The following is a 24,922-nucleotide window of genomic DNA, read 5'->3' on the forward strand; positions in this document are numbered from 1 at the left end:
GGATGTGACTAGATCGTCTTTGCCGACATCTGCGCGGCGATGTAGTCGGCCTGGCGGATCGCCAGCGACACGATCGTCAGGGTCGGGTTTTCGGCGGCCCCGGTGGTGAACTGGCTGCCGTCCGACACGAACAGGTTCTTGATGTCGTGCGCCTGGCCGTGCTTGTTGACGACGCCGTCTTCCGCTTTCTCGCTCATCCGGTTGGTGCCGAGATTGTGAGTCGACGGATAGGGTGGCGTCGGGAAGGTACGGGTGGCGCCGACCGCATCGTAAAGTGCCGTAGCCTGTTTGTAGGCGTGGTTACGCATCGCCGTGTCGTTCGGATGGTCGTCGAAATGCACGTCGGCGATCGGCATGCCGTGCGCGTCCTTCTCGTCTGCATGCAGCGTGATGCGGTTCTCCGCGCGCGGCATGTCCTCACCGACGATCCACAGGCCGGCCATGTGGTCGTAGTGATCGAGTGCGGTGGTGAACGAGCGCCCCCAGGCGCCCGGATCGAGGAATGCGGCCATGAACGGCAGGCCGAGCGACAGCGTCTCGAACTCGTAGCCGCCCACGAACCCACGCGACGGATCATGCCGCGCCTCGTCGCGGATGATGCCGGCCATGGTGGTGCCGCGATACATATGCACCGGCCTGTCGAAGATGGCATAGACCGAGCCGGTGGTGTGGCGCATGTAGTTCTTGCCGACCTGGCCCGACGAGTTGGCAAGCCCATCGGGGAATTTTCCCGACGCCGAATTGAGCAGCAGCCTTGGGCTCTCGATCGAGTTGCCGGCAACCGCGACGATGCGCGCCTTCTGCTCCTGCAGCTTGCCGTCCTTGTCGGCGTAGACGACGCCGGTCACCTTTCCGCTGGCGTCGTGGTTGATCTTGATCGCCATGGCATTCGGCCTGACTTCGAGATGGCCTGTCGCCTCGCCCTTGGGGATCTCGGTGTAGAGCGTCGACCATTTGGCGCCCCATTTACAGCCCTGGAAGCAGAAGCCGGTTTGCTGGCAGGAATTACGATCGTCGCGATCGACCGAGTTGATGGCCATGTTGCCGGTGTGGCATTCCTTGTAGCCGAGCTTGTCGGCGCCGGCCTTCAACACCTTGAAATTGTTGTTGCCCGGCAGCCGCGGCCAGTCATTGGTGCCGGTGACGCCCATCTTGGCCTCGGCCTTGGCGTAGTAGGGCTCCATCTCGGCCAGCGTGATCGGCCAATCGAGCAGGTTGGCGCCTTCCAGTTTGCCATAGGTCGAGAGCGTCTTGAACTCGTGCTCCTGGAAGCGCAGCGAGGCTCCCGCCCAATGCGTGGTCGAACCGCCGACCGACTTGACGATCCAGGCCGGCAGGTTCGGAAAATCCTTTGCCACGCGCCAGTCGCCGGACGTGGTGCGCTTGTCGGTCCAGGCGAGCTGGGCGAACGAACCCCACTCGTCATTGACGAAATCCTCGTATTCGTGGCGCGCGCCGGCTTCCAGGATGACGACGTCGACACCCTTCTGGGCAAGTTCGTTGCCGAGCGTGCCGCCGCCGGCGCCCGAACCGATGATGACGACCACGCCGTCGTTGTTCAGATCAAATGAAGCTGCCATGGTTTCCTCCCATGATTTCTGTTTGCGGGTTCAGGAACGACGGGTTCAGAGCCACTCGATGTCGTCGAAACCGCGCGCGATGTAGCCGCCCTTGGAATAGGACTCGCCCTCGTAGCCGAAGATCGGCCACACCTCTTTCTGGTTGTAGAGGCCGACCACAAGGCCGCCTCTGATGGCCTGGAAAAACGGCGTCGCCTCGATCTGCTTCAGCACGCCGACGCGCTGGTCTTCCCAGCCGAGGCCGCGATAGCCGCCGTCACCGGATTTCTTGTCGAGGTCGGCGATGCCATCCTCGAGCATCGCCTTGTAGGCGGCGTCCTTGCCGGCCTGCTCGTCATGACCTTTCACGGCAATGGCGTAGTATTTGTCCGGCACCTGATCGTGCGGATAAATGTCACGCGCCATCTGGATCAGCGTCGCCATGGTTTCGGGCTTGAGTGCCGATGTCTCGAGCCCCCAGGCATGTTCAGGACTGATGACGGCGCTACCGGAGATGACGAGCAGCGCGCCGATGCCGCCGCGTTTGAGAAGCTCGCGACGTGAAAGCCCGGGCTTCGCGTCATAGATCGTGACCATTTTATTCCTCCCTGCTTGCTATGTGCACTGTTGAGAGTGCGTTTGCTGGCGCCGCACCTGCCGGCGCGACTGCTATCTCTCCTATTGGAAGCGACCTCCGCGCTGCAGAACCTCGATCTTGTAGCCGTCGGGGTCCTCGATGAAGAAAAAGCGGGCGATCAGCGATCCGTCGCGGTTGAACTCGACGATCTTCTTCGGATTCAGGCCAAGCGCACCGAGACGGTCATGTTCGCTGTCGAGGTCGGCGACGGAGACAGCGAAGTGACCGTAGCCGTCGCCGAGCCCGTAAGCTTCCTGCCGATCCTTGTTCACGGTCAGTTCGAGCTCGAACCCTGCCTCGGCATTGCTGAGGTAAAGGAGCGTGAACGTCTCGAAATCCAACCTGTCGGCGACATTGAGCCCGAAGGCGTTTCTGTAGAAATCGACCGATCGGGCCTCGTCGAGAACCCGGATCATACTGTGGATCGCCTTGGCCAAATTAGTCTCCGCGCTGGTGTGGAGGCGATTATGCGCGGCGCGGACAAAAGGTGGTGGCAGCCGGTTACCACGCCCGCAGCCGCGAACGGGACGAAAGTCCGATTGCCGGACCGGCAATTTTGCCCGAGAATACGTGTGGGGACAGGTCAAGCAGTATCAAACTGGACGCCCGTCCACCCAAGACCAACAATCATGGGAGGTTTGTCGGATGTGCAGGGTGTTTGCGGGCCAGGACCCCGAAGGCTATCGCCAGATCAACCGCTCGATTCGCATCGACGGTCACTCGACCAGCATCCAGCTCGAAGCGACGTTCTGGGCGTTGCTTGACGAGATCGCCGAAAACCAGAACCTGACGACGCCGAAATTCATCTCCAAGCTCTATGACGAAGCCATAGAGATCAACGGCGCCATCCCGAACTTTGCGTCGATGCTGCGCACCACCTGCGCGCTCTATCTGCGCGGCCATCGGCCGGGGATGGATGAGCAGATGGTGCCGAAGCGGCAGGCCGCTTAGCGCATTGCGCTCAGCTTAGTTCTTGCGCGAGCCCTATGAGAAGCCCTCCGGGCCCTCGAATGTAGCAGAGCCGATACACGTCTCTATACTGGACAACTTCGCCTTCGAGCCGCGCACCGCGATTGCGGAGCCTTTCAAGCGTCCCGTCAATGTCGTCCACGGCGAACATGACGCGGAGGTAGCCGAGGGCGTTAACCGGGGCGTTGCGGTGATCCGAGACGACAGGCGGCGTGAGGAAGCGGGACAGTTCGAGCCGGCTGTGGCCGTCCGGCGTCCGCATCATGGCAATCTCGACGCGTTGATCGCCCAGTCCAGTGACACGTCCGGCCCATTCTCCTTCGATCGTGGCCCGCCCTTCGAGCTCAAGGCCGAGCTCGCCAAAGAAACCAATCGTCTCTTCGAGGTCATCGACGACGATTCCTATGTTGTCCATCCGTTTGAGCGCCATGTGTTCAGTCTACAAGGCGTCGTCCAGGTCGTAAACTCATTAGGCTGCGTGCCAGCTGAGCAGGTATGATCAAGGGGTCCGGAACGCCTCGTGATGCGTCGCGGTGGCGCCCTGGTGTCGACCACTACCTCGAACGCCAGCCGGTCTGTGGCTGTCCCTGATTCATGCCTGATGGCACGATGCTGTTTCTATCGGTCCAGTATCCGGCCGCGTATGCCAGGACGCTCTGCAAGAGGCGACGCTGCAGCCCAAGTTCCGGGCGAAAACCGGCTTCCAACAGCACAAGCAGACCTGGTCGACAGTAGACCAAACCCTCGCTAACGATTTTGTGATGTGGTTGACGAGGTCATTTTCATCTCGCAGTCTATCGGCATTCGATCTGCGGCTTAACCTAACTATCGTTGTCATGAATACTTGGGCATCATTTCCCAAGCGCGCTCTCTTATTTTTGAGATTCCTAATATGAACCGTCGCAACCCTGTCCGAATGAATCGGCGTCTTTTCCTGTCCTCGGTCGCAATGTTTACGGCAACCGCGACATCGGCCGGTTTTGCGCGATCGTTCTCGGGCACTTTGCCCTGGACGCCAATGACATCCGATCCACCGACGCAGGTCGTGGCAGGCGGCTGGCACTTTTTCTCGGCCCAGGAAGCAGCTCTAGTCGAGGCGATCGTCGACCGCATCATTCCGGCCGACGAACTCAGCATGGGCGGCAAGGAAGCCGGTTGCGCCGTCTATATCGACAGGCAGTTGATGGGGGCGTTCGGTGCGTCGAGCCGGCTTTACACGCAAGGCCCGTTTCTGCCTGGACTGCCCACCCAGGGCTATCAGGGCGAGGCCAATCCGGCGCAGCGTTACCGCACCGGGCTTGCCGCCATCGACGCTTTCCTGAAACAGCGGGACGGCAAGACATTCGTCGAGCTCGCACCGGCCGAACAGGATGCCTTCCTGACGGCTATGGAGGCCGGGAAGGTCGACCTGCCCAATGGCGTCAAGGGGCCGGGTTTCTTCGGGCTTCTGCTGCAGAACACCATGGAGGGGTTCTTTGCCGACCCCGTCTATGGCGGCAACAAGGACATGGTCTCGTGGCGCATGCTTGGTTTTCCAGGCGCCCGCTACGACTACCGCGACCATGTCAGCAAACACAATCAGCCATATCCGCAGCCGCCTGTCTCGATCATCGGGCGCCCCGAATGGCTCGGCAAAGGCGCCTGATCATGACCAAGATACTGCCTCGCAAAGACGTCGTGATCGTCGGCCTCGGCTGGACGGGATCCATTCTGGCCCACGAATTGACCGATCAGGGCCTGGACGTGGTGGCTATAGAACGCGGCCCCTGGCGCGATACGGCAACCGATTTCAACATCGGCTACGCGCAGGATGAGTTGCGCTACAGCATCCGGCGCGACCTCTTCCTGCAGCCCGCCGTGGAAACCATGACGGTGCGCAACGACCCGTCGCAGAAGGCGCTGCCGATGCGCGATTTCGGCTCCTTCCTCCCCGGCAACGGCGTCGGCGGCGCCGGCGTCCACTGGAACGGCCACACCTGGCGGTTCTGGGATTCAGACTTTCAGATAAAGACCAATCTGACCAAGAAATATGGTGCATCGAGAATCGCCGATCTCCAGGTCGAGGACTGGGGCGTGACCGGCGCGGAGATGGAGCCCTATTACGACCAGTTCGAGTATCTGGCAGGCATCTCGGGCAAGGCCGGCAATATCAAGGGGCAGTTGCAGGAAGGCGGCAATCCGTTCGAGGATCCAAGGTCGCGGGATTATCCGAACCCGCCGATGCAGATGACCTACGCGCCAACCCTGTTCGCCGAGGTCGGCCGGTCGATCGGCCTGCATCCCTTCCCGACCCCATCCGCCAACATGTCGCGGGCCTATGTCAACCCGCTCGGCATCGCCATGGGTCAATGCACCTATTGCGGATTCTGCGAACGCTTCGGCTGTGCCAACTATTCGAAGTCGAGCGCCCAGACCACCGTCCTTCCGGTGCTGATGAAGAAGTCCAATTTCGAAGTCCGCACCGACAGCGAGGTACTGCATGTCGATCTGGCTCCCGGAGGCAAGTCGGCGCGCGGCGTGACCTACGTCGATACCTCAGGCGAGGAGTACTTCCAGCCGGCCGATCTGGTGCTGCTGTGCGCCTACGGCCTGCACAATGCCCGGCTGATGATGCTGTCCGGCATCGGCAAGATCTACGACCCCGGCAGCGGCGAAGGAACGGTTGGGCGCAATTACTGCTACCAGACAAACGCCGGCGTGCAGGTGTTCTTCGACGACAAGAACTTCAACCCGTTCATCGCCGCAGGCGCGCTCGGCCAGACGATCGACGATTACAATGGTGACGCGTTCGACCACGGCGCGCTGGACTTCGTCGGCGGTGCGGGCATCAACTGCATTCCCACCAACGGGCGCCCGATCGGAACCAGGCCGACCTTGCCCGGCACGCCGAAATGGGGCAGCGCCTGGAAGAAGGCAACGGTCGAGGGCTACAAGAGCACGCTTGGCTACTCGTCCCAGGGAAGCAGCTACGCGACGCGCAACAACTACCTCGACCTCGACCCGACCTACAAGGACCGTTTCGGGCGGCCGCTGATGCGCATGACGTTCGATTTTCCCGACAACGACATCCGCATGTCGAACTATGTCTGCGACCGGATGGAGGAAATCGCCAAGGCGCTCGGCGGAAAGCAGTACGCCGTCAGCCGCCGCAAGAAAGGCTGGGACAGCGTCCCCTACCAGAGCACCCACAATACGGGCGGCGCCATCATGGGAACGGACCCGAAGAAGAGCGCGGTCAACACCTTCCTCCAGAGCTGGGACGTCCCCAATGTCTTTGTCATCGGTGCGTCGGCCTTCCCGCAGAATGCCGGCAAAAATCCGACAGGAACGGTCGGCGCGCTCGCTTTCCGCGCCGCCGATGCCATCCGCAATCAATATCTGCGCAATCCCGGTGCACCCCTGGTGCAGGCATGAACAAGCTCGTTCTCACGCTCGCCATCGGTGCTGCGGCCCTCACTGGCGGCCCGGCATGGAGTGCCGACCAGGCGGACCAGATCATACGTGGACAGTATCAGGCGGTGCTCGGCGACTGTGCAGGCTGTCATACGCGAGCCGAGGGCAAACCGCTGGCCGGCGGCCTGCCGCTCGAAACGCCGTTCGGCGCGCTTGTGCCGCCCAACATAACGCCTGACCGCGAGACGGGCATCGGCAGTTGGTCGGAAGCCGACTTCCGCAGCATGATGAAGTCAGGCATCGGCCACAATGGTGTGCGGCTCTACCCCGCAATGCCCTACCCCGCCTATACCAGGATGAACGATCGGGACATTTCCGACTTGTGGGCCTATCTGACGACGGTTCAACCGGTATCGAACAAGGTCGAAGCCAATCAGCTGCCGTTCCCGTTGAACATCCGGCTGGCGATGCTGGGCTGGAATGCCCTCAACTTCACCGAAGCAAGCTTTCAGCCGGATCCCTCCAAGTCGGCGGAGTGGAATCGCGGCGCTTATATCGTCCAGGGCGCGGGCCATTGCGGCACCTGCCACTCGCCCAAATCTTTCCTTGGTGCCGATAAGGACAGCGAGTTCCTGCAAGGTGCCTCCCTGCAGGGCTGGTTTGCCCCCGACATCACCAACAATGCGCAATCGGGCCTGGGCAAATGGTCGGAAGAGGATCTGGTGAAATACCTCAAGACCGGCGTCAATGCGCATTCGATTGCCTCCGGTCCGATGGCGGAGGCCATCGAGAACTCCACGTCGAAAATGACCGATCCCGATCTCAAGGCGGTTGCAGTCTACCTCAAGAGCCTGGGCTCGGATGTCGACAGCGCCCAACCGGCAAAGCCTGACGCAACACGGATGACCGCGGGCGAGGCAATCTATCGCGACAATTGCTCGGCCTGCCATGGTGGAGATGGTGCCGGGTCAGGCGCGCTTTTCCCTTCCCTTGCCGGCAATTCGATCGTCGCGCAGGGCAGTTCCGAAACACTGGCACGGCTCGTCCTTGCCGGCAGCCAGGCCGTGCACACGGCCGATGCACCGACGACGCCCGCCATGCCTTCCCTGGCCTGGCGCCTGAAAGACCAGGAGGTCGCCGACGTCTTGACCTATGTGCGCGCCAGTTGGGGCAACGCGGCTCCTGCAGTCTCGTCCGGCGATGTCGCCGCCGTACGCAAGGGATTGGCCCAGTAGACCCGTACTCTAGCTCTCGGCTGCGACGGCCAGCGCCAGACGGCTCATGTCGGTGAAAAGCGCCTGGCGCTCGGAATAGTCGGTCTGTTCCCCGGTCTCGATGTTGTCCACCACGACACACATCGACAACGCACGTGCTCCGAAATGCTCCGATATGCCATAGAGCGCGCTGGTTTCCATATCCACGGCCAGGGCTCCTTGCGCCCGTGCATCGGCAAAACGGGCACGCCCATCCGGGTGATAGAAGATGTCGCTGCAGACCGTCAGGCCGACATGATGGTCGATGCCAAATTCTACCGCCTTGGCCCGTGACGATGCGAGGAGCGCCGGGTCCGGGCCAGCCGGTCCATAAAGGCCGAAAACCTGGCCGCTCTGGGCGCTTTCCGCCTGTGCCGATTGCGAGATGACAAGGCTGCGCAGCTTTGCCCTTGCGGTCAGGCTGCCGCAGGTGCCGGTACGGATCAGCGTCCGGGCGCCATAATGGTCCAGCAGTTCATGCGCATAGATCAGAAACGATGAAACGCCGATGCCCGTCGCCTGAATGCTGATGGACTTGCCACGAAACAAGCCGGTGAAGCCAAGCGTGCCGCGTCGGCGATTGATGCAGCGCGGCGCTTCCAGGAACGTTTGCGCCATCCATTCGGCGCGCTGCGGGTCGCCCGGCAACAACACCGTGTCGGCATAGTCGTCCTTGTCCGCTTCGTTGTGCGGCGTCACCGGTTGCTCCCCTAAGCCTTCCTGCCGTTCACCCCTCAATCATGGCGTTGTCACGGCGTTGCGCAAGGAGGAACATGGGGAAGGCTCTAGGACTCCAGCACGTCCTTGACGATCGTGGCCAGTTGCTTGAGCGAAAACGGCTTGGGCAGGAAGCCGAAATGCGCATCTGCCGGCAGGTTTCTGGCGAATGCGTCCTCGGCATAGCCGGACACGAAGACGAATTTGATGTCGGGCTGGCGCTTGCGCAATTCGCCGAGCAGCGTCGGCCCGTCCATTTCCGGCATCACCACGTCGGAAACGACGATATCGACCTTGCCGCCCAGCGCCTCGAACACTTCCAGCGCCTCGACGCCCGACGACGCCTCGTGCACGGTGTAGCCGCGCGAGGTCAGCGCCCGCATGCCGCCCATGCGCACGGCATCCTCGTCCTCGACGAGCAGCACCGTGGCCGAGCCCGACAGATCCTTGGCCGGATCGGCGACCTTTGCCGGCGCCGCCGGCGCATCGCCGGGCTCGCCTGCCTTTTTTGCTTCGGCGATGTGACGCGGCAGGAAAATGCGGAAAGTCGAGCCTTTGCCGACTTCGGAATCGCAGAAGATGAAGCCGCCGGTCTGCTTGATGATGCCGTAGACCATCGACAGGCCAAGGCCGGTGCCTTTGCCGACTTCCTTGGTGGTGAAAAAGGGCTCGAATATCTTCTTCAGCACGTCGGGCGCGATGCCGCTGCCGGTGTCCTCGACTTCGACCACGACATAGTCCGCCGGGGCGAGTTCGCGGTAGGAAAAGGCCTTGCACTCCTCGGCGGTTACATTGCGGGTGCGCACGGTCAGATCGCCGCCCGCCGGCATAGCATCGCGCGCGTTGACCGCAAGGTTGACCACCACCTGTTCGAACTGTCCGATATCGACCTTGACCGGCCACAGGTCGCGGCCATGGTCGACCTTCAGCTTGATGTCGTTGCCGACAAGGCGGGCCAGCAGCATCCTGAGATCGGCGAGCACGTCGGTCAGGTTGAGCACTTCCGGCCGCAATGTCTGCTTGCGCGAGAAGGCCAGCAACTGCCGCACCAGCGAAGCCGCCCGGTTGGCATTCTGCTTGATGTTCATGATGTCGGGGAAGGACGGGTCCGACGGGCGGTGATTGGTCAACAAAAGGTCGGACGCCATGATGATGGCGGTCAGCACATTGTTGAAATCATGCGCGATGCCGCCGGCAAGCTGGCCGACTGCCTGCATCTTCTGGCTTTGCGCCATCTGCCCTTCGAGCGCTTTCTGCTCCGTTGTCTCGACGGCGTAGACGATGGCCGACTCCTCGGCGCCCTCGCCGCCGGTGCCGTCGGCGACGGCGTTGACGTAGAAGCGGATGTGCCGTTCGTCGTTGCCGGGCAGAAGCGTGTCGATCGGCTCGATGTCGGCCTGCCGCTGCTGCGCTTTCTCGAAGGCAGCCGCGAAGGCCGGCCGGTCGCGTTCGTGGATTACCGTGTCGAGCCGCACGCGACGGTCGACGGCGTCGCGATCGACGACAGACGAAAACAACGACAAAAACGGCGCATTGGTGCGCAGGATGCGTCCGTTGTGGTCGACGCCGGCGATTGCCATCGGTGTCGAGTTGAAGAAGCGGGTGAAGCGCACTTCCGAAGCCCGCAAATCGGCAGAGGCATCCTCGCCTTGCGTGCGGTTGAGCACGATCGTGCGTGTCGGCCCATTCAATCCTTCGCGGCTGGCCGAAACGCGGTGCATAAAGCGCACCGGCAGCGCTTCGCCCGTCATGGTCGTCAAATCGAGATCGATCACCGCGTTGCGTGTCGTGCCGGGGTCGGCCTTGACCGAGCGGACCAGCGCCATGCCGTCGCCGGCCACGATCTCCGACAGAGACACGGCGCCGGGCGTGAAGCTGGTGAGGTCGATGCCCAGCCATTCGGCGAGCGTGGCGTTTATGTAGGTGACGCGGCCCTCCTGGTCGGCCGAAAAGAAGCCGGCCGGCGCGTGGTCGAGGTGATCGATCGCCTTCTGCAGATCGAGGAAGAAGCGCTCCTGCTCGGCCCGCTCCTGCGAGATATCGGCAAGCTGCCAGGCCAGCATCGGCAGCCGCTGGCCCGGAACGCTGAAGGCGCGGGCGCGCGCGCGGTACCAGCGGGCGCCCGGCTCGGCACCGGGCCGAATGGACTGTGCGAGCCTAAACTCGCCGTCGCCCGGCTGGCCGTCGCGAAGGCCGGACGCCAGGCGATAGATCGTCACCGAGGCTTCGGGGACATCCGAGAGCAATCCCTCGACGGTCTTCAGGTCGGCAGCGGACGATGCTCCGGTCATATCCGCATAGGCGCGGTTGGCATAGACGACGCGGCCTTTGGTGTCGGTGACGAGAAGCCCCTGCGACATCGAATCGACGAAGGATTTCGACAGTTCGTCGCCTGTCGAGCGTGGCGTGACCTGCACGAAGCCGATCGCCGTCGCGAACAGGAAGCCGACGCCGATCATCGCCAGCACGCCGAGCATGCCGAGCAGGAAAGGATCGCCGAGGCGCTCGCGGAAAAGACCGAAGACGATCGCCGCCCCCGTCAGAACGACGATGAAAATGATAAGCCGGGTAACCGCGCCCGGTCGCGTATTCTGGTCGACGATCGGTACCGGATAGAAATCGCCGCGCGCTTCCTTGGCCATGTGCCCCCTGCTCGTGAATTCCGGTGTTCCGACACCCGCCCCGTACCGGGTTGAATCACATTCTCCTAGTCCGGAAAAGGCCTGGGCGGCAAATGTCGGATAAAAATGATGTCTTCCGGCCTTCGGAGTTTTTCAAGCTGTTCAACAGCGTGAAACGCAACTTGCGGTGGCCCGCTGCAACGGTCTAGTGTCTTATCACTTCCAAGGGGCGATCAGGGGAAACCAATGCAATGGCTCGATAGCGTGGCAGGTCCCGGTTATGCCGCAGCATTGTTGTGGACGTTTGCAGCGCTCGTCCTGCTGGTCATCGTTCTCGTCATCGTCAAGCTGGTGCGCAACCTGACATTCGGAACCTTCGTCGCCGGCGGCCGGAACCGCAAGACGCGACTGGCCGTCATGGATGCCACCGCCGTCGACAGCCATCGCAGATTGGTGCTGATACGCCGCGACGACATCGAACATCTGCTTCTGATCGGCGGTCCGACCGACGTCGTCGTCGAGCGCGATATCCGGCTTTCGGCGCCGCGCCGGCCGGCATTGACTGGAGATGGCGGCTTGCAGCCGGTTCCGGCCGCCGCTCCGACAAGGCCGCGTCCGCCGCAACCCGCTCCGCCGCCGCTGAGACAGGCACCCGCTCCACAGCCGGTGAATACGACGCCGCCCGCCCGCCCCCGTCCGACAGCGCCGCCGGCACCTGCACCGAAGCCGGCAACGCAAAGCTACCAGCCGACCAATGTCACGCCGTTGCCCGCCTACGGCTCCGCCAACGCCAACACCGCCCGGCACGCCCCGCCACCACCGCAGCCGGTGCAGGACAGCATCGACGACACGCTGATGAGAGAACTTGAAGTATCACTGGACCAGCCCCGTTCGGGCGGCCAGGTGGGCAAGCCGGCGGCGCCGCAGTCGCTCGACGACGAGATGACCAAGCTTCTCGGTGAACTCTCCAGCCAGAAGAAATGAGCGACCGCCGGGTCGCTATCCCCGCGAAACACCGTCGCCGGTCCGGCTGCCGAACCACCTCGTCCGAAGCCCCGAGGGTTTTCGATCTTCGCGCGCCCTGAGCGGTGGATGCCGCACCAATGAAAATGGCCGGAAAACCGGCCATTTTCAGAATCGAGTTCGTTCGAGACAGCCGGCCGTGAGCTTCAGTCGTCGCGATAGACTTTTTCGCGGCGCTCATGCCGCTCCTGCGCTTCGATCGACAATGTCGCGATCGGACGTGCATCGAGCCGCTTCAGCGCGATCGGCTCGCCGGTTTCTTCGCAATAGCCGTAGGTGCCTTCGTCGATGCGTTGCAGGGCGGAATCGATCTTTGCAATGAGCTTGCGCTGACGGTCGCGGGCCCTGAGTTCGATGGCACGGTCGGTTTCCGAAGAGGCGCGATCGGCCAGATCGGGGTGGTTGGCGTTTTCTTGCTGCAGGATTTCCAGTGTTTCGCGCGCTTCGCGCAATATGTCATTCTTCCAGGTGACGAGCTTTGAGCGGAAGTAGGATTTCTGCCGCTCGTTCATGAACGGCTCGTCTTCGGAGGGTACGTAATCGGCGGTAACGATGTCGTTCATTCGACTCACCCAAACTGCCCCAAATTTGGCGCCTATATATTCGTCGTCCGACGCCTGCACAAGCGCAATCGGCCGCTGTTTCACGCAATTGTTAAAGTACCCGGGCACGCGTCTTTGCAGCCGCGTACGGTCGCTTTGGTACAAACTCCGCCGCGACACTTTGGATCCGGTGACGCATATTTTCCCTGATCGCGGTGCCCCCGGGGCCGATATGCAAGCGCCTTTTGCGGCAGCCAGCGTTAGCTGATTCGCCGTGTTTGAAGAGCACGGGCCATTGTGCGCGACGCCGTTCTCGTGGCTAATCCCGGAAGGCTTCGGCATTCGGAGGTTGGGTGAGCAGGCTTTATCTGTTGCGACATGCCAAGGCAGGCTGGGCATTGCCCGGCATGCGCGATTTCGACCGTCCGCTCGATGCGTCCGGCCGCGCCGATGCCGAAATGATGGGCGCCGCCATGCGCTCCCGCCTCTATGTTCCGGACCGGACGCTGTGCTCCAACGCCAAACGCGCCAAAGAGACGCTGGAAGGCTTGGCCGGCCAGACCGACACCGGCCGGGTCCTGTTCTTCGACGGGCTCTACAGCGCCGACGCGGCCGGTTACCTCAACCTTATCAGGGACAATGGCGGATCGGGCTCATTGCTGGTCATCGGCCACAACCCGATGATGGAAGACCTTGCCATGGCAGTTTCGGGCGGCGGCGACGAGGCTGCGCGGGCCACACTGAACCATGGGTTCCCGACCGCGGGCCTGGCGGTCGTCCGCTTCGACGGCGATCTTGCCAGCGCCGCCCAAGGCACCGGCTATCTCGAAGTGTTCCTGACGCCGGCCGATCTCTGAAGCCATTTCAAAGCCTTGTTGCAGCGCCTATATCGGACGGACCGAAGTTCGAGAGAGCATATTTTGGCATCATCGCTGACCACCTTCACCGACGAGGCGAGGATTGCCCTCGACACGCTATCGGGCCGCGCCACCGGGCTTTTTTCCCCATCGCTGCGCCTCGGCGTGACCGGATTGTCCCGCGCCGGCAAAACGGTGTTCATATCGGCCCTTGTCCACAATTTGATCCATGGCGGGCGCCTGCCGCTGTTCGAGGCGCAGAAATCGGGGCGCATCGCGCGCGCCTTCCTCGAGCAGCAGCCCGACGACGCGGTGCCGCGTTTCCAGTACGAGGACCACATCGCAGCCTTGGTCAACGACCGCGTCTGGCCCGATTCGACGCGCGCCATTTCGGAGCTGCGGCTGACCATCGAATATGAATCGGCCTCCGGCTGGAGCCGCATGTTTTCCTCGGGCAGATTGTCGGTCGATATCGTCGATTATCCCGGCGAATGGCTGCTCGATCTGCCGCTGCTCGGCAAATCCTTCGCCGATTTTTCCCACGAAGCCTTTGAGATGGCCGTTCTGCCGGTGCGCGAGGACCTGTCGCAAGCCTGGCGGGCACTATCGGCCGGGATCGACCCGAACGCCGATGCCGACGAGATGACGGCGCGCCGCCTGGCCGAGAGTTTCGCCGCCTATCTGAAGGCCTGCAAGCTCGACGAGCGGGCGCTTTCGACCTTGCCGCCCGGCCGCTTCCTGATGCCGGGCGATCTCGAAGGCTCGCCGGCCCTGACCTTCGCGCCACTGGCCGCGATCGGCGACAACCGTCCGCGCGCAGGCTCGCTGCGCGCCATGATGGACAGGCGCTATGAGGCCTACAAGACGCATGTCGTCAAACCCTTTTTCCGGGAACACATCACCCGCCTCGACCGCCAGATCGTGCTGATCGACGCTATGCAGGCGCTGAACGCCGGCCCAGGCGCCATGGCCGACCTGGAACGCGCGGTGACCGAGATCCTCAGCTGTTTTCGCCCCGGCCGGGGCAGCTTCCTCACCGATCTGTTCTCGCGGCGCATCGACCGCATCCTGGTTGCCGCGACCAAAGCCGACCATCTGCATCACGAAAGCCATGACCGGCTGCAGGCGATCGTGCGGCGGCTTGCCGACCGCGCCGTGGCACGGGCGAATTTCACCGGCGCCGATGTCGATGTGGTCGCCATGGCGGCGGTGCGCGCGACGCGCGAAGGCACCGTCAAGCAAGGCCGGGAGACGCTTCCCGTCATCATCGGCACGCCGATAGCCGGTGAGAAGATCAACGGCGAAACCTTCGATGGAAAAACTGAAACAGCCATATTTCCCGGTGACTTACCGGAGAATATTGATGCGGTTTTCGATGTTTCGGGAGCCGATCACAGGCAGGACTCCGCGGACCCTGCAATCCGCTTCGTCCGTTTCCGTCCCCCAAAGCTCGAACGCACGGCCGAAGGCGTCACGCTGTCGCTGCCGCATATCAGGCTCGACCGTGCCTTGCAGTTCCTGATCGGAGATCATCTGGCATGACCGCGCCCCGCAAGCCGGCGGCATTCCGCATCGAACCGGAAGCCCCACCGAGACAAGCGGCCCCTGAGCCGCGCAACATCCAGGCCGACACCCAACGCAAACCCCGCGCGATGAAAACCGATGTCGCGATGGTCATACCGGCGGAAGTCGATGTCTTCGACGAGCCCGACATCATTGCCGCGGAGCCGCCACCAGCCGTCGCCCCCAGGAAACGCTCGCTGCTCGGCAACATCTTCTTCGGCGCCTTCGGCGTGCTGGTTTCGCTGGCGGTCGGCCTGTGGACCGACCAGCTCATACGCGACCTCTTTGCGCGCGCTGAGTGGCTGGGCTGGCTGGCGGCCGGCATGGCCGCCATCGCCGTGCTGGCGCTTGTGGTGATCCTGATTCGCGAATTCCTGGCGATCGCCCGCCTCGCCGAGGTCGAAAAGCTGCAGAAGCGGGCGCTCGATGCGATCGCCCGCGACGATCCCAAGGCGGCACGATCGGTCGTCGACGAACTATCGGCCTTTGTCTCGGCCAAACCCGAGACCGCGGCCGGCCGGCGCGCGCTGGCCGAATTGCGCGGCGAAATCATCGACGGCGGCAATCTCGTGCGTCTGGCGGAGGCTGAAATTCTCGGACCACTCGATGCCAGGGCGAAAGTGATGATTCTCGAAGCTGCCAAACGCGTCTCGCTGGTGACGGCGGTCAGTCCACGCGCACTGGTCGATGTTGCCTATGTCGTGTTCGAGGCCGGGCGGCTCATTCGACGCCTGTCGGAACTCTATGGCGGACGGCCGGGAACGCTGGGTTTCTTCCGCCTGGCGCGCAGCGTTCTGGCGCATCTGGCGGTCACCGGTTCGATCGCGGTCGGCGACAGTTTCGTCCAGCAGATCGTTGGCCACGGCCTGGCCGCGCGCCTTTCGGCCAAGCTTGGCGAGGGCGTCGTCAACGGCATGATGACGGCGCGCATCGGCATCGCCGCGATGGAGACGGCTCGACCCCTGCCCTTCAGCGCCGCCAAACGTCCCGGATTGGGCGACTTCCTCTCGGCGCTGACATCGTTCGCAACCAGGAAAGACGGTGCAACGACCCCCTCCGGCAAGTGAGCCGGGCTGGAGTGTCCGGGCATTCGGAATCGTTACCGGACTGCTCTGCGGCGGCCCCGCGGTGACGAAGCATTAACCAATCTTGTTCATGGTCAGACCGGTTCCAAACAGCATCTTTGTTGCCGGGTGTCGTCGATGAAAAGCGTAATTCTATCCAGCGTCCTGTCCCTGGCAACGGTGATTACGACAGTCGTCGGCATTGCCGGAGTGGCCTCTGCGGCGGAGCCGGACAAGCAGTTCTTCCAGTCTGCCGAAGGCAAGTGGATCGGTCCCGGCGAAATCGTCGCCGGCAAGTACAAGGGCACCAAGTTCAACTGCAGCTTCACCGGCTCGACGCCCGACGGCAAGGTCGGCATGTCGCTCGACGGCGGCTGCCGGGTCGGTATGTTCACCCAGCCAATGTCGGCCAAGATCGAGCGCAAGGGCCGCGAGGGCTACAAGGGCAGCTTCATGGGTGGCGCGACCGGTTCCGGCCTCGACATCATCGGCGGCAACGTCGTCGATCCCCGCAAGGTGGTCTTCACCATCAACCGCAACCAGCTGCGCGGCGTCATGCAGGCTCGCATCCCTGACGATAATTCGATGACGGTGACTATTGCCGTGCGCGTCAACGACCAATTGGTGCCGGTGATCGGCATGAGCCTGAAGCGCGTCGACGCAGTCGAAGTCGGCTCCATCGCGCCGAACTGAAAAAACCAAGGAAAAAGACGGCGACCCAACGGTCACCGCCCTCTCACTTGAGCCCATCGAATCAGGCGCTTAGGCCTTGATCTCAAATCAGGGTGTCAGCCCTTGATCGCGGCCGTCACTTCGTCATAGGCCTTGCAGGCGTCGGCCAATGTCGTGGCGCCCTGATACTTGGTTGTCACCGCCTGGACCTTGGCGGTCAGATCAGCCGCTTTGGCCGGGTCCTTGGTGATCGCCTCCTGAAGTGCTGCAGCCATGTCCTGCGCCTTCTTGGTCGCGATCTCCGCCGTGCACTCAGGCGCCTTCGAGCAAGCCGAACCGGCAAGCACCGCCAGGCCGACGGCAACAAACAAAAACTTCTTCATGTCAGTCATCTCCTCAAAAAGGGCGCGACTTGATCGTCGATCACCCTCCAATGGCCGAAGCCGAGCGTCCTTAGCCTTCGATTGCGGCAAGATGCAACGTGTTCCCGGCCTCAACTTGTGTATCGCGCCTGCAACATCGCTGGCGGCAGGATTTGAGGCTACTGTGTCGGCGGCTGCAAAGTTCAGCTGCGAGGCTGCAGCAGCGCCAAGACGGCGGTCGATGCGGCAAGGATAGCAGTCAGAGTCAAAGGCCCAGTCGCGCCATAGGTGTCCACGACATAGCCGCCGACAACCGCGCCGATGGTGATGGCAATTTGGAAAGAGGTGACCATCAGGCTGCCCGCTGCCTCCAGCGCATCAGGCGCCGCGCGCGACATATTGGTCGGCAGCACCACCGGCGCCATGCCAAAGGCGAAACCCCACAGCGTAACGAAACCGAAGGCAACGCCGATATGCGAGCCCCAAAGCACCAAAGTAAGTGCCGCAACCGCCATCAACGCCGCGGTGACTGCGAGGGCCATGTGGATGTTGGTGTCGGCCATGCGGCCGCCGGCAACATTACCGATCACGGCAGCGACGCCAAACCCGAGCAGAGCCAAGGCAATCGGTCCGGTTGTAAGGAGTGTCACCTGTTCGAGGAAGGGACGCACATAGACCGAGCCGGCAAAATGCCCCGTCATCAGCAAAAGGATAGCCAGCATCCCGAGTTGGATGCCGCGCCGCCGGGTCAGCCGAAATACATCTGCAAGGCTGTTGCTTGCCGTTGCGGGCAAGGTCGGCAGGCTGAGAAACTGCAGCAGCATGGCAAGCGCGGCCAGCCCCGCCGTCATGGCCATGGCACTGCGCCACCCTATCCAGTCACTGATCAACGCGCCCATCGACGGTGCGGCAATGGTTGCGAGCGAGACGCCCAGGGTGACGATCGCCATGCCCCGCCCCGTCGCGCTGGCGCCAACCAGCCTCGCCACGACGGCGACCGAAAGTGCCCAGAAAGCACTGAGAGCGATGCCCAGCCCGGCCCGGCCCAACAGCAACAGCCAGAAATCGGTCGCCAGCGCCGCCAGGACATTGGAACCGACCGCAAGAGCACTGAGACCAACCAGCACCGCCTTGCGGTTCAAGCGGCCGATGAGAACATTGCTCAACATGGCCGTCACGGCGCCGACGGAAGCGGTGGCGGTGACGACCTGTCCGGCCGTCCCCTCGCTGATGCCGAGATCGCGTGCCATTGGCGTCAGCAGACCTGCGGGCAGGAATTCGGCCGACACCAAGGCAAAGCTGGTGGCCGCCAATGAAATGACCGCGAACCAGGTGGCTGCGCTCCACGCGGCTGGTGCATCGGCATCAAGGCCAGTCGCGGCGTCTTCAAGCTGTAATGTTGTGTCAGTCACGGAAAGATCTCCAAAGTTTGGAGGTCTTAAATAGGCGAGTCCGCTCGGATGATATGTATCTTAGAATCCGAAATTCATATCCATTCGTCCGGGAATTGTGCGACGCACAACGCCCGGCGAGACATTGGTGATGCGCTTGAACGCGCGCGCGAAGGATGCCTCCGAATCATAGCCCAAACGGGTAGCGACTTCGGCAACCGACAAGCCGTTTTGGCCCAGCAATTCGCGGGCAAGCTGCATGCGCAGGCGGGCGAGATAGTGTGCGGCACCCTCCCCCAATACCGCACTGAAACGCTCGGCGAAAATCGAGCGCGATTGGCCTGCCACGCCGGCCAGGCTTCCCAGCGTCCAGTTGTGGCCGGGGTCGCGGTGCATGGCCGCCAAAGCGCGGCCTATATGGGGGTCGCGGATGGCTGCGAGCCAACCGGTGGTCGAGGCTCCGTTGCAATTGACCCAGCAGCGTATGAGCCGGGCCGTCAGCAAGTCGGCCATACGCGACAGAATCGTGGCGCTGCCCATCTGCGGCTGCGAGGCCTCCACCGTCATGGCCGCCAGCAAAGGACCGACGACCGGGTCATTGCCGGCCACGTCGCAACCCTTGATGACAGGCGGCATCAACGTGATCAATGGGTTGAGCGCATAGGAGTCCAAGGCCATGGAGCCGCAGAAAAGGGTGCTCGTCGCGCCCGTTCCTTGCCGTACCACTTCGCAGACGTTGCCCCCCAACTTGATTACCTGGCAACCTTCGAGCGAGCCCCCTGCAACGTCCGGCGCGCTCGCCAGCCGATGGGCGATGCCTTGCGGCAGCAGCACCAGATCGCCATCGCGCAGCTCCTGCCAACCTTGCGATTCAGTATGAATCCAGCATGGGCCCTGGCCGACAAAGTGAAACCGAAGCAGCTGTTGTTGCGGAAAGTCTATGCTCCATGGGTGCCGGAGTTCGCAGCGGCCATAGTTGACACCACTCAAGCGAAAGTCTTGCAGAACTTCGCTGAGCGCATCCATCGGGATATGTGGCGGCGAGGACGGCCGGGACGAATGGTCAAACATATACGCAATATAGATGCCGAACGTCCGGCAGGCAAGCGGGGACCGTTGTTCCACCAGGTCAATCACTGCAACGGCACCCTACCCTTTCCGGCAGATTTCTCGCCTTGCCTCCCGCTCCAACTGCATGCAAGGAGTGCTGCAAGACACAGGGACAAGAGGCATGGCGGCGGAAGCATCGGGCAGTGATCTGGTTCAGGTGGTGGCGCTGCTTGCTGCCGGTGTCGTCGCCGTTCCCATCTTCAAGCGCATGGGCCTCGGCTCGATCCTCGGCTATCTGGCTGCCGGCGTGGTGATCGGCCCGTTCGGCCTCGGCGTCTTTTCCGAATCGGAAGCCATTCTTCATGTCGCCGAACTCGGCGTGGTGATGTTCCTGTTCATCATCGGGCTGGAAATGCAGCCATCGCGGCTCTGGGGCCTGCGCCGCGAGATCTTTGGCCTCGGTGCGTTGCAGGTCGGCGTCTGCGCGCTCCTGCTGACCGGGGTCGGCATGGCTGGAGGGTTTCCAATCGCGCAATCCTTCGTCGCCGGCGCCGGCTTCGTGCTGACCTCGACAGCGATCGTCATGCAGCTTCTCGAGGAACGCGGCGAAATCGCCGCGCCGAAAGGCCAGCGCATCGTATCGGTCCTGCTGCTCGAGGATCTTGCCATCGTGCCGCTGCTGGCCCTGATCGCGTTTCTGGCGCCCGGCGGTGCCGACACCAGCCTATCGGAGCGGCTGACCGAGGTCGGCATCGGCCTCGCCGCGATCGTCGGCCTGGTTGTGGCCGGCCGTTATCTGCTCAATCCGTTCTTCCGCATCCTGGCGGATGCCCGTGCCCGCGAGGTGATGACGGCGGCGGCACTTCTGGTCGTTCTCGGATCCGCGCTCGCCATGCAGCTCAGCGGCCTGTCGATGGCGATGGGCGCCTTCCTGGCCGGTGTGCTTTTGTCCGAATCGACCTTCCGCCATCAGCTCGAAGCCGATATCGAACCGTTCCGCGGCATCCTGCTCGGTCTGTTCTTTCTCGCGGTGGGCATGTCGCTCGACCTGCATGTGGTCGCGGCGAACTGGCGGCTGATTGCCATCTATGTCGTCGCCTACATGGTGATGAAGGCATTCGGCATCTACATCGTCGCCCGTATCCTGAAAACCAGCCACCGCGAGGCGCTTGAGCGCGCGGTCTTCATGGCGCAAGGCGGTGAGTTCGCCTTTGTCCTTTATTCGGCGGCCGCGGCGGTCGGCATCATCGACGGCAACGCCAATGCGACGCTGACGGCGATCGTCATCATCTCCATGGTGCTGACGCCGCTGGCCATCATCGCCTTGCGCTATCTGACGCCGCGCGACGAGCAGTCGCTCGACGGCGTCGACGTCGCCGATGGCCTGACCGGCAGCGTGCTGATCATCGGCTTCGGCCGCTTCGGCCAGATCGCCAGCCAGCCGCTGCTGCTGCGCGGCATCGACGTCTCGATCATCGACAATGACGTCGAAATGATCCAGGCGGCGGCCGATTTCGGCTTCAAGGTCTACTATGGCGACGGCACGCGGCTGGACATCCTGCATGCCGCCGGTGCCGGCCGGGCGCGCGCCGTGCTGATCTGCGTCGACAAGGCCGATGTGGCTGTTCGCATCGCCCAGCTGATCAAGGCCGAATTCCCACTGCTCACCGTGCTGGCCCGCGCATTCGACCGTGGAACGGCGCTGCAGCTCATACGTGCCGGCGTCGACTACCAACTGCGCGAAACCTTCGAATCCGCACTTGTTTTCGGCGGCTCGGCCCTGGAATCTCTGGGCGTCGATCCCGAAGACGTGGCTGAAACGATCGAAGATGTCAGGCGCCGCGACACCGACCGCTTCGAAACCCAGCTCGCCGAAGGCATTCGCGCCGGACAGCGCTTCCTGAGAGGCAATATCGGCACGCCGATTCCGACACCGCTCTCGACGCCGCGCCGGCCTGGTCAGGCACTCAACGAAGAGACCGCGGGTGTGCTGCACAAGTCCGAACCCGCCGATTGAGCAAGGAATCAGGTATGGAATTGGACAGCAGAGCCCTGTCGGTCACCAAATTCTGGCGCGATGCCGGCGAGGATGCCTGGTTCGAGAAGAACGAAGCATTCGATGCCGAGTTCCGCGACCGCTTTCTCGACCTGCACTACGCCGCCGCGCGGCGTGAATGCGACGACTGGCTGGAACATGCCGAAGGCGCGCTGGCGCTGATGATCCTGCTCGACCAGTTTCCGCGGAACTGCTTTCGCGGCACCGGCCATATGTACGCGACCGATCCGCTCGCCAGATATTTCGCAGAGAAGGCGATCGCGGCTGGTCATGACCTGGCACTCGAGGAAGAACTCCGCGTTTTCCTCTACCTGCCTTATGAGCATTCGGAGCTACTGGCCGACCAGGATATTTCGGTCGAGCTGACGCAGGCCAGGGCCGAGCCCTATCTGAAGTATGCTGTTGAACATCGTGATATCATTGAGCAATTCGGCCGTTTTCCGCATCGAAACAAGATGCTTGGCCGCGAAACCACCTCGCAGGAGCAGACGTTCCTGGATGGTGGCGGCTTCTCGGGTTAGAGGCCTCGCTGCGCCGTTTGCAGGCCGGCATCACCTGAATATCATCGCACCTAGGCCAGCCACCAATCCCGGCCGGATGACAATCGCTCGATGCCTGAGGTATCGACGGCGACCAGGCGATCGGTGATGCTGCGACCGCTGACAACCAGGCCGGGCGCGATCTCGGCCAGCGGCGCCAGCACGAAGGCGCGCTCCAGCATGCGCGGATGCGGCACCTCCAGCCCGGTCTCGTGGATGACGCGGTCACCGAACACCAGAATGTCGATGTCGATCAGCCGCGGCCCCCACCGCTCCTCGCGCACCCGCTTCAGCTTGCGCTCCGCATCGAGGCAGAGGTCGAGCAAGGCACGCGGTGCAAGTACGGTGGAAATTTCGGCGGCCGCATTGAGAAAATCCGGCTGATCGAGCTTGCCCCAGGGCGGTGTGCGATAAAGCGAGGAGACGCCGGTGACACGCGTATCCGCGTCGGCATCCAGCATGCGCAGCGCCGCGCTCATGGATTTCGCCGGATCGCCAAGATTGCCGCCAAGGCTGAGATAAACGGTACTATTCGGGCCAGACAACGGTCACCTCGACATAATCGAGCACGCCGGGCACTGGTGCGTTCGGCTTGCGCACCGTGATCTCGGCTTTCTTTATCTGCGGAAAACGCGCCGTCAGCGCACGGGCCACTTCGAGCGCCAGCGACTCGATCAGAAAACGGCGCTGCCCGGTGATGATCTTTTCAATGACGCTGAATGCAACGCCGTAGTGGACTGTATCCTCGATCGAATCTTCGGCAAGCGCCCGGCCTGGATCAACGGTCAGAACGGCATCGACATAGAAGCGCTGGCCGAGCCGTTCCTCCTCGTCCAGCACGCCGTGCCGGGCAAAGAAAGCGCAGTTCTTCATGCGGATGACATACATCGGTCAGTTTCTCGCCCGGTCGGTTTGACGCGCCAGCATAGCATCGGCGAGCGCCAATGCGTCCACGTTGAATGCGATATCGTGGACGCGAAACAGATCGGCGCCCTGGAGCCTCAAAATGACGCTGGTCGCCGCTGTTCCGACCCCTCTGTCGGCGGCATCACGGCCGGTGACCGTGCCGATGAAGCGTTTTCGCGACGTGCCGGCCATCAGCGGCAGGCCGAGTGCATGCAATTCCGAAAAGCGTGCCATCAGGTCGAGATTTTCCTCCGCCGTCTCCTTGGCGAATCCGAAACCGGGATCGAGCACGATGTGATCATCGGCGATGCCGTTCTGGCGGGCGATTTCCAGCGACCTTCGCAGGAATGCCAACTGATCGGCAATCGCGTCCGGCAGCTTCTGGCGATCCCGCCCGGTATGCATGATGACAAGCCCGGCGCCGGTATCGGCGGCGACACGAGCAATATCGGGCTCGCGCTGCAAACCCCAGACATCGTTGACGATATGCGCGCCGGCGGCGACCGCCAGCCGCGCCGTGTCGGCGCGATAGGTATCGACCGAAATCAGCACCTCGTTCACGCCCGCCAGCGCTTCGATCACCGGCAGGATGCGGGCCTGTTCCTGGCTGGCCGATACCGCGGCAGCACCTGGGCGCGTCGATTCTCCCCCGACATCGACAACCAGTGCCCCTTCCCCGATCATGCGGCGCGCCTGGGCCAGCGCCTTTTCAGGGGCGTCGAACTGGCCGCCGTCGGAAAAGCTGTCGGGCGTGACATTGAGGATGCCGACGACCACGGCCTTGCCGCCAAGGTCGAGATGGCGTCCATGCGCCAACTGCCATCGCCTGGCCGTCATTGCTCATCGACCATGGAGTTCATCAATCATGTGTGATCCCTGGCGGATCAATTTCATTGCGCCGGCAACGGCCGTAAAGCAAGGTGGTCAAAGAGGCAACATGATGAAACGATCCATGCTTGGCATGAAAAAACAGTCCTTGGGCGTGAAACAATCCTTGGCTTGCGCGCTGCTGCTCGCCATAACGTCGCACCCGGCGGCGGCGGCCAATCTCGTCAAGACGTACAGCTATTTCGCCATTGGCGGCAGCACGCTCGATGACATCGAGGCACAACTCTCCAAACGCGGGCCGGAGGTGAAAAGCACCGGCACGCGGCACCCGGGCGCCACGCAAATGGCGTTCACCACCCGCATCAGCTATGCGCAGACACCGAGTTCCTGCCGGATTGCCGACGCGGTGGTGACCGTCAAGGTGAAGGTGATCCTTCCCGAGTGGCGCCGGCCGCGCAAGGCCGATGCCGATGTCAGGCTGTTCTGGGATACGCTGTCGGCCGACATCAAGCGCCATGAGGAGCGCCATGTCGAAATCGCCAAGAACCATGGCGGCGAACTCGAAGAGGCCTTGAAAGCCACCTACCCGCAAAAGAACTGCGACGCCGCCAAGGCCAAGGCGGCCGCGATCACCGCGGCTGTTCTGGCCAGGCACGACCGCGCCCAGCTTCAGTTCGACCGCGTCGAAAGCGTCAATTTCGAAAGCCGCATCTTGCGGCTGCTGCGCTACCGCATGGAGCGCATCGGCAACGGACGACTGCCGCCGGCCTGAACGCACCCGAACTGAAAGCCAAATTCACCGAAGCGTAGTGCCAGATTCGAAAAACTTTCGAGCCGCCGTCGAAACCGGCCTATATGGGACGACATATCAGGCTCGCCAGACGAGCTTAAAACACCAATGCGATCCAAACGGTCGTGAA

General features: G+C 62.7%; 25 protein-coding genes. 12 read left to right on the forward strand and 13 right to left on the reverse strand.

The window, feature by feature from the left end:
- Nucleotides 1-8 precede the first annotated feature (8 nt).
- The 3 genes from P3C39_RS08420 to P3C39_RS08430 all read right to left on the reverse strand — a co-directional run bounded on the left by P3C39_RS08420 (nucleotide 9) and on the right by P3C39_RS08430 (nucleotide 2,633).
- Nucleotides 9-1,580, reverse strand: a complete 1,572-nt coding sequence (locus P3C39_RS08420; protein ID WP_013531851.1) for a GMC family oxidoreductase — start codon at nucleotides 1,578-1,580, stop codon at nucleotides 9-11.
- 45 nt (nucleotides 1,581-1,625) lie between these two features.
- A complete protein-coding gene (locus P3C39_RS08425) occupies nucleotides 1,626-2,156 on the reverse strand; it encodes a hypothetical protein (protein ID WP_027161508.1) in 531 nt (176 codons plus the stop codon).
- Nucleotides 2,157-2,237: 81 nt separating this feature from the next.
- Entirely contained in the window at nucleotides 2,238-2,633 is a 396-nt protein-coding gene (locus P3C39_RS08430) for a VOC family protein (protein WP_013531853.1), read from the reverse strand.
- 208 nt (nucleotides 2,634-2,841) lie between these two features.
- Here P3C39_RS08430 and P3C39_RS08435 point away from each other — a divergent pair, with 208 nt between their 5' ends.
- Entirely contained in the window at nucleotides 2,842-3,147 is a 306-nt protein-coding gene (locus tag P3C39_RS08435; RefSeq protein WP_063167926.1) for a ribbon-helix-helix domain-containing protein, read from the forward strand.
- 10 nt (nucleotides 3,148-3,157) lie between these two features.
- Here P3C39_RS08435 and P3C39_RS08440 read toward each other — a convergent pair whose 3' ends face one another.
- Nucleotides 3,158-3,595 (reverse strand): VOC family protein, encoded by a 438-nt coding sequence (locus P3C39_RS08440; RefSeq protein ID WP_024503525.1) that lies wholly within the window; start codon nucleotides 3,593-3,595, stop codon nucleotides 3,158-3,160.
- Between the two features lie 588 nt (nucleotides 3,596-4,183).
- On the opposite strand from P3C39_RS08440, the gene P3C39_RS08445 reads away from it, so the two are divergent.
- Genes P3C39_RS08445 through P3C39_RS08455 form a run of 3 tightly spaced genes read left to right on the forward strand, consistent with a single transcriptional unit; the run spans nucleotide 4,184 to nucleotide 7,793 of the window.
- The gene (locus P3C39_RS08445; RefSeq protein ID WP_244514297.1) at nucleotides 4,184-4,810 is read left to right on the forward strand and encodes a gluconate 2-dehydrogenase subunit 3 family protein; all 627 of its coding nucleotides are present in this window, start codon (nucleotides 4,184-4,186) and stop codon (nucleotides 4,808-4,810) included.
- 2 nt (nucleotides 4,811-4,812) lie between these two features.
- The gene (locus P3C39_RS08450; protein ID WP_024503527.1) at nucleotides 4,813-6,579 is read left to right on the forward strand and encodes a GMC family oxidoreductase; all 1,767 of its coding nucleotides are present in this window, start codon (nucleotides 4,813-4,815) and stop codon (nucleotides 6,577-6,579) included.
- Nucleotides 6,576-7,793 carry a cytochrome c gene (locus tag P3C39_RS08455; protein ID WP_275953104.1) on the forward strand — a complete coding sequence of 406 codons (1,218 nt, stop codon included), beginning with the start codon at nucleotides 6,576-6,578 and terminating at the stop codon, nucleotides 7,791-7,793. The genes P3C39_RS08450 and P3C39_RS08455 overlap by 4 nt, the downstream gene beginning before the upstream one ends.
- Nucleotides 7,794-7,802: 9 nt before the next feature.
- On the opposite strand, the gene P3C39_RS08460 is transcribed toward P3C39_RS08455, so the two are convergent.
- Together P3C39_RS08460 and P3C39_RS08465 are read right to left on the reverse strand one after the other, a co-directional pair.
- Nucleotides 7,803-8,510 (reverse strand): DeoD-type purine-nucleoside phosphorylase, encoded by a 708-nt coding sequence (locus P3C39_RS08460; RefSeq protein ID WP_024503529.1) that lies wholly within the window; start codon nucleotides 8,508-8,510, stop codon nucleotides 7,803-7,805.
- Between the two features lie 86 nt (nucleotides 8,511-8,596).
- Nucleotides 8,597-11,170, reverse strand: a complete 2,574-nt coding sequence (locus P3C39_RS08465) for an ATP-binding protein (protein ID WP_024503530.1) — start codon at nucleotides 11,168-11,170, stop codon at nucleotides 8,597-8,599.
- Nucleotides 11,171-11,395: 225 nt separating this feature from the next.
- On the opposite strand from P3C39_RS08465, the gene P3C39_RS08470 reads away from it, so the two are divergent.
- Entirely contained in the window at nucleotides 11,396-12,133 is a 738-nt protein-coding gene (locus tag P3C39_RS08470; RefSeq protein WP_024503531.1) for a flagellar biosynthetic protein FliO, read from the forward strand.
- A 185-nt stretch (nucleotides 12,134-12,318) separates the two neighbouring features.
- Here the strand turns inward: P3C39_RS08470 and dksA are convergent, their stop codons facing one another.
- Complete coding sequence (dksA, locus tag P3C39_RS08475) at nucleotides 12,319-12,735, reverse strand: RNA polymerase-binding protein DksA (protein ID WP_013531862.1); 417 nt, start codon at nucleotides 12,733-12,735, stop codon at nucleotides 12,319-12,321.
- 332 nt (nucleotides 12,736-13,067) lie between these two features.
- Between dksA and P3C39_RS08480 the strand changes: the two genes are divergently transcribed.
- The 4 genes from P3C39_RS08480 (at nucleotide 13,068) to P3C39_RS08495 (ending at nucleotide 16,891) form a co-directional block, all read left to right on the forward strand.
- Nucleotides 13,068-13,571 carry a histidine phosphatase family protein gene (locus P3C39_RS08480; protein ID WP_027161505.1) on the forward strand — a complete coding sequence of 168 codons (504 nt, stop codon included), beginning with the start codon at nucleotides 13,068-13,070 and terminating at the stop codon, nucleotides 13,569-13,571.
- A 63-nt stretch (nucleotides 13,572-13,634) separates the two neighbouring features.
- Nucleotides 13,635-15,113 carry a YcjX family protein gene (locus tag P3C39_RS08485; RefSeq protein WP_275953105.1) on the forward strand — a complete coding sequence of 493 codons (1,479 nt, stop codon included), beginning with the start codon at nucleotides 13,635-13,637 and terminating at the stop codon, nucleotides 15,111-15,113.
- Nucleotides 15,110-16,201, forward strand: a complete 1,092-nt coding sequence (locus tag P3C39_RS08490; RefSeq protein ID WP_024503534.1) for a YcjF family protein — start codon at nucleotides 15,110-15,112, stop codon at nucleotides 16,199-16,201. Before P3C39_RS08485 ends, P3C39_RS08490 begins: the two co-directional genes overlap by 4 nt.
- Before the next feature lie 135 nt (nucleotides 16,202-16,336).
- Nucleotides 16,337-16,891, forward strand: a complete 555-nt coding sequence (locus P3C39_RS08495; protein WP_024503535.1) for a hypothetical protein — start codon at nucleotides 16,337-16,339, stop codon at nucleotides 16,889-16,891.
- A 95-nt stretch (nucleotides 16,892-16,986) separates the two neighbouring features.
- Here P3C39_RS08495 and P3C39_RS08500 read toward each other — a convergent pair whose 3' ends face one another.
- From P3C39_RS08500 to P3C39_RS08510, 3 genes are all read right to left on the reverse strand, one after another.
- Nucleotides 16,987-17,253, reverse strand: a complete 267-nt coding sequence (locus P3C39_RS08500) for a hypothetical protein (RefSeq protein ID WP_013531867.1) — start codon at nucleotides 17,251-17,253, stop codon at nucleotides 16,987-16,989.
- 182 nt (nucleotides 17,254-17,435) lie between these two features.
- Nucleotides 17,436-18,644 carry an MFS transporter gene (locus P3C39_RS08505; RefSeq protein WP_063172065.1) on the reverse strand — a complete coding sequence of 403 codons (1,209 nt, stop codon included), beginning with the start codon at nucleotides 18,642-18,644 and terminating at the stop codon, nucleotides 17,436-17,438.
- A 60-nt stretch (nucleotides 18,645-18,704) separates the two neighbouring features.
- Complete coding sequence (locus P3C39_RS08510; protein WP_063170228.1) at nucleotides 18,705-19,694, reverse strand: AraC family transcriptional regulator; 990 nt, start codon at nucleotides 19,692-19,694, stop codon at nucleotides 18,705-18,707.
- A gap of 160 nt (nucleotides 19,695-19,854) precedes the next feature.
- On the opposite strand from P3C39_RS08510, the gene P3C39_RS08515 reads away from it, so the two are divergent.
- Both P3C39_RS08515 and P3C39_RS08520 read left to right on the forward strand, forming a co-directional pair.
- Complete coding sequence (locus tag P3C39_RS08515) at nucleotides 19,855-21,690, forward strand: monovalent cation:proton antiporter-2 (CPA2) family protein (protein WP_013531870.1); 1,836 nt, start codon at nucleotides 19,855-19,857, stop codon at nucleotides 21,688-21,690.
- Between the two features lie 14 nt (nucleotides 21,691-21,704).
- Nucleotides 21,705-22,250 carry a DUF924 family protein gene (locus tag P3C39_RS08520; RefSeq protein WP_064995823.1) on the forward strand — a complete coding sequence of 182 codons (546 nt, stop codon included), beginning with the start codon at nucleotides 21,705-21,707 and terminating at the stop codon, nucleotides 22,248-22,250.
- A 50-nt stretch (nucleotides 22,251-22,300) separates the two neighbouring features.
- Here the strand turns inward: P3C39_RS08520 and folK are convergent, their stop codons facing one another.
- The 3 genes from folK to folP are packed head-to-tail and all read right to left on the reverse strand — an operon-like array spanning nucleotide 22,301 to nucleotide 24,011.
- Nucleotides 22,301-22,813: a 2-amino-4-hydroxy-6-hydroxymethyldihydropteridine diphosphokinase gene (gene folK / locus P3C39_RS08525; RefSeq protein WP_013531872.1), complete on the reverse strand. Its 513-nt coding sequence runs from the start codon at nucleotides 22,811-22,813 to the stop codon at nucleotides 22,301-22,303.
- Nucleotides 22,797-23,156, reverse strand: coding sequence for a dihydroneopterin aldolase (folB, locus tag P3C39_RS08530; RefSeq protein WP_013531873.1), 360 nt, complete (start codon nucleotides 23,154-23,156; stop codon nucleotides 22,797-22,799). The genes folK and folB overlap by 17 nt, the downstream gene beginning before the upstream one ends.
- Before the next feature lie 3 nt (nucleotides 23,157-23,159).
- Nucleotides 23,160-24,011: a dihydropteroate synthase gene (folP, locus tag P3C39_RS08535; RefSeq protein ID WP_275953106.1), complete on the reverse strand. Its 852-nt coding sequence runs from the start codon at nucleotides 24,009-24,011 to the stop codon at nucleotides 23,160-23,162.
- 103 nt (nucleotides 24,012-24,114) lie between these two features.
- On the opposite strand from folP, the gene P3C39_RS08540 reads away from it, so the two are divergent.
- On the forward strand, nucleotides 24,115-24,774 hold the full coding sequence (locus tag P3C39_RS08540) for a DUF922 domain-containing protein (RefSeq protein WP_050580465.1): 660 nt from the start codon (nucleotides 24,115-24,117) through the stop codon (nucleotides 24,772-24,774).
- Nucleotides 24,775-24,922: the final 148 nt, after the last annotated feature.

Source organism: Mesorhizobium sp. XAP4, from assembly GCF_029269325.1.
GTDB classification, from domain to species: Bacteria; Pseudomonadota; Alphaproteobacteria; order Rhizobiales; family Rhizobiaceae; genus Mesorhizobium; species Mesorhizobium ciceri.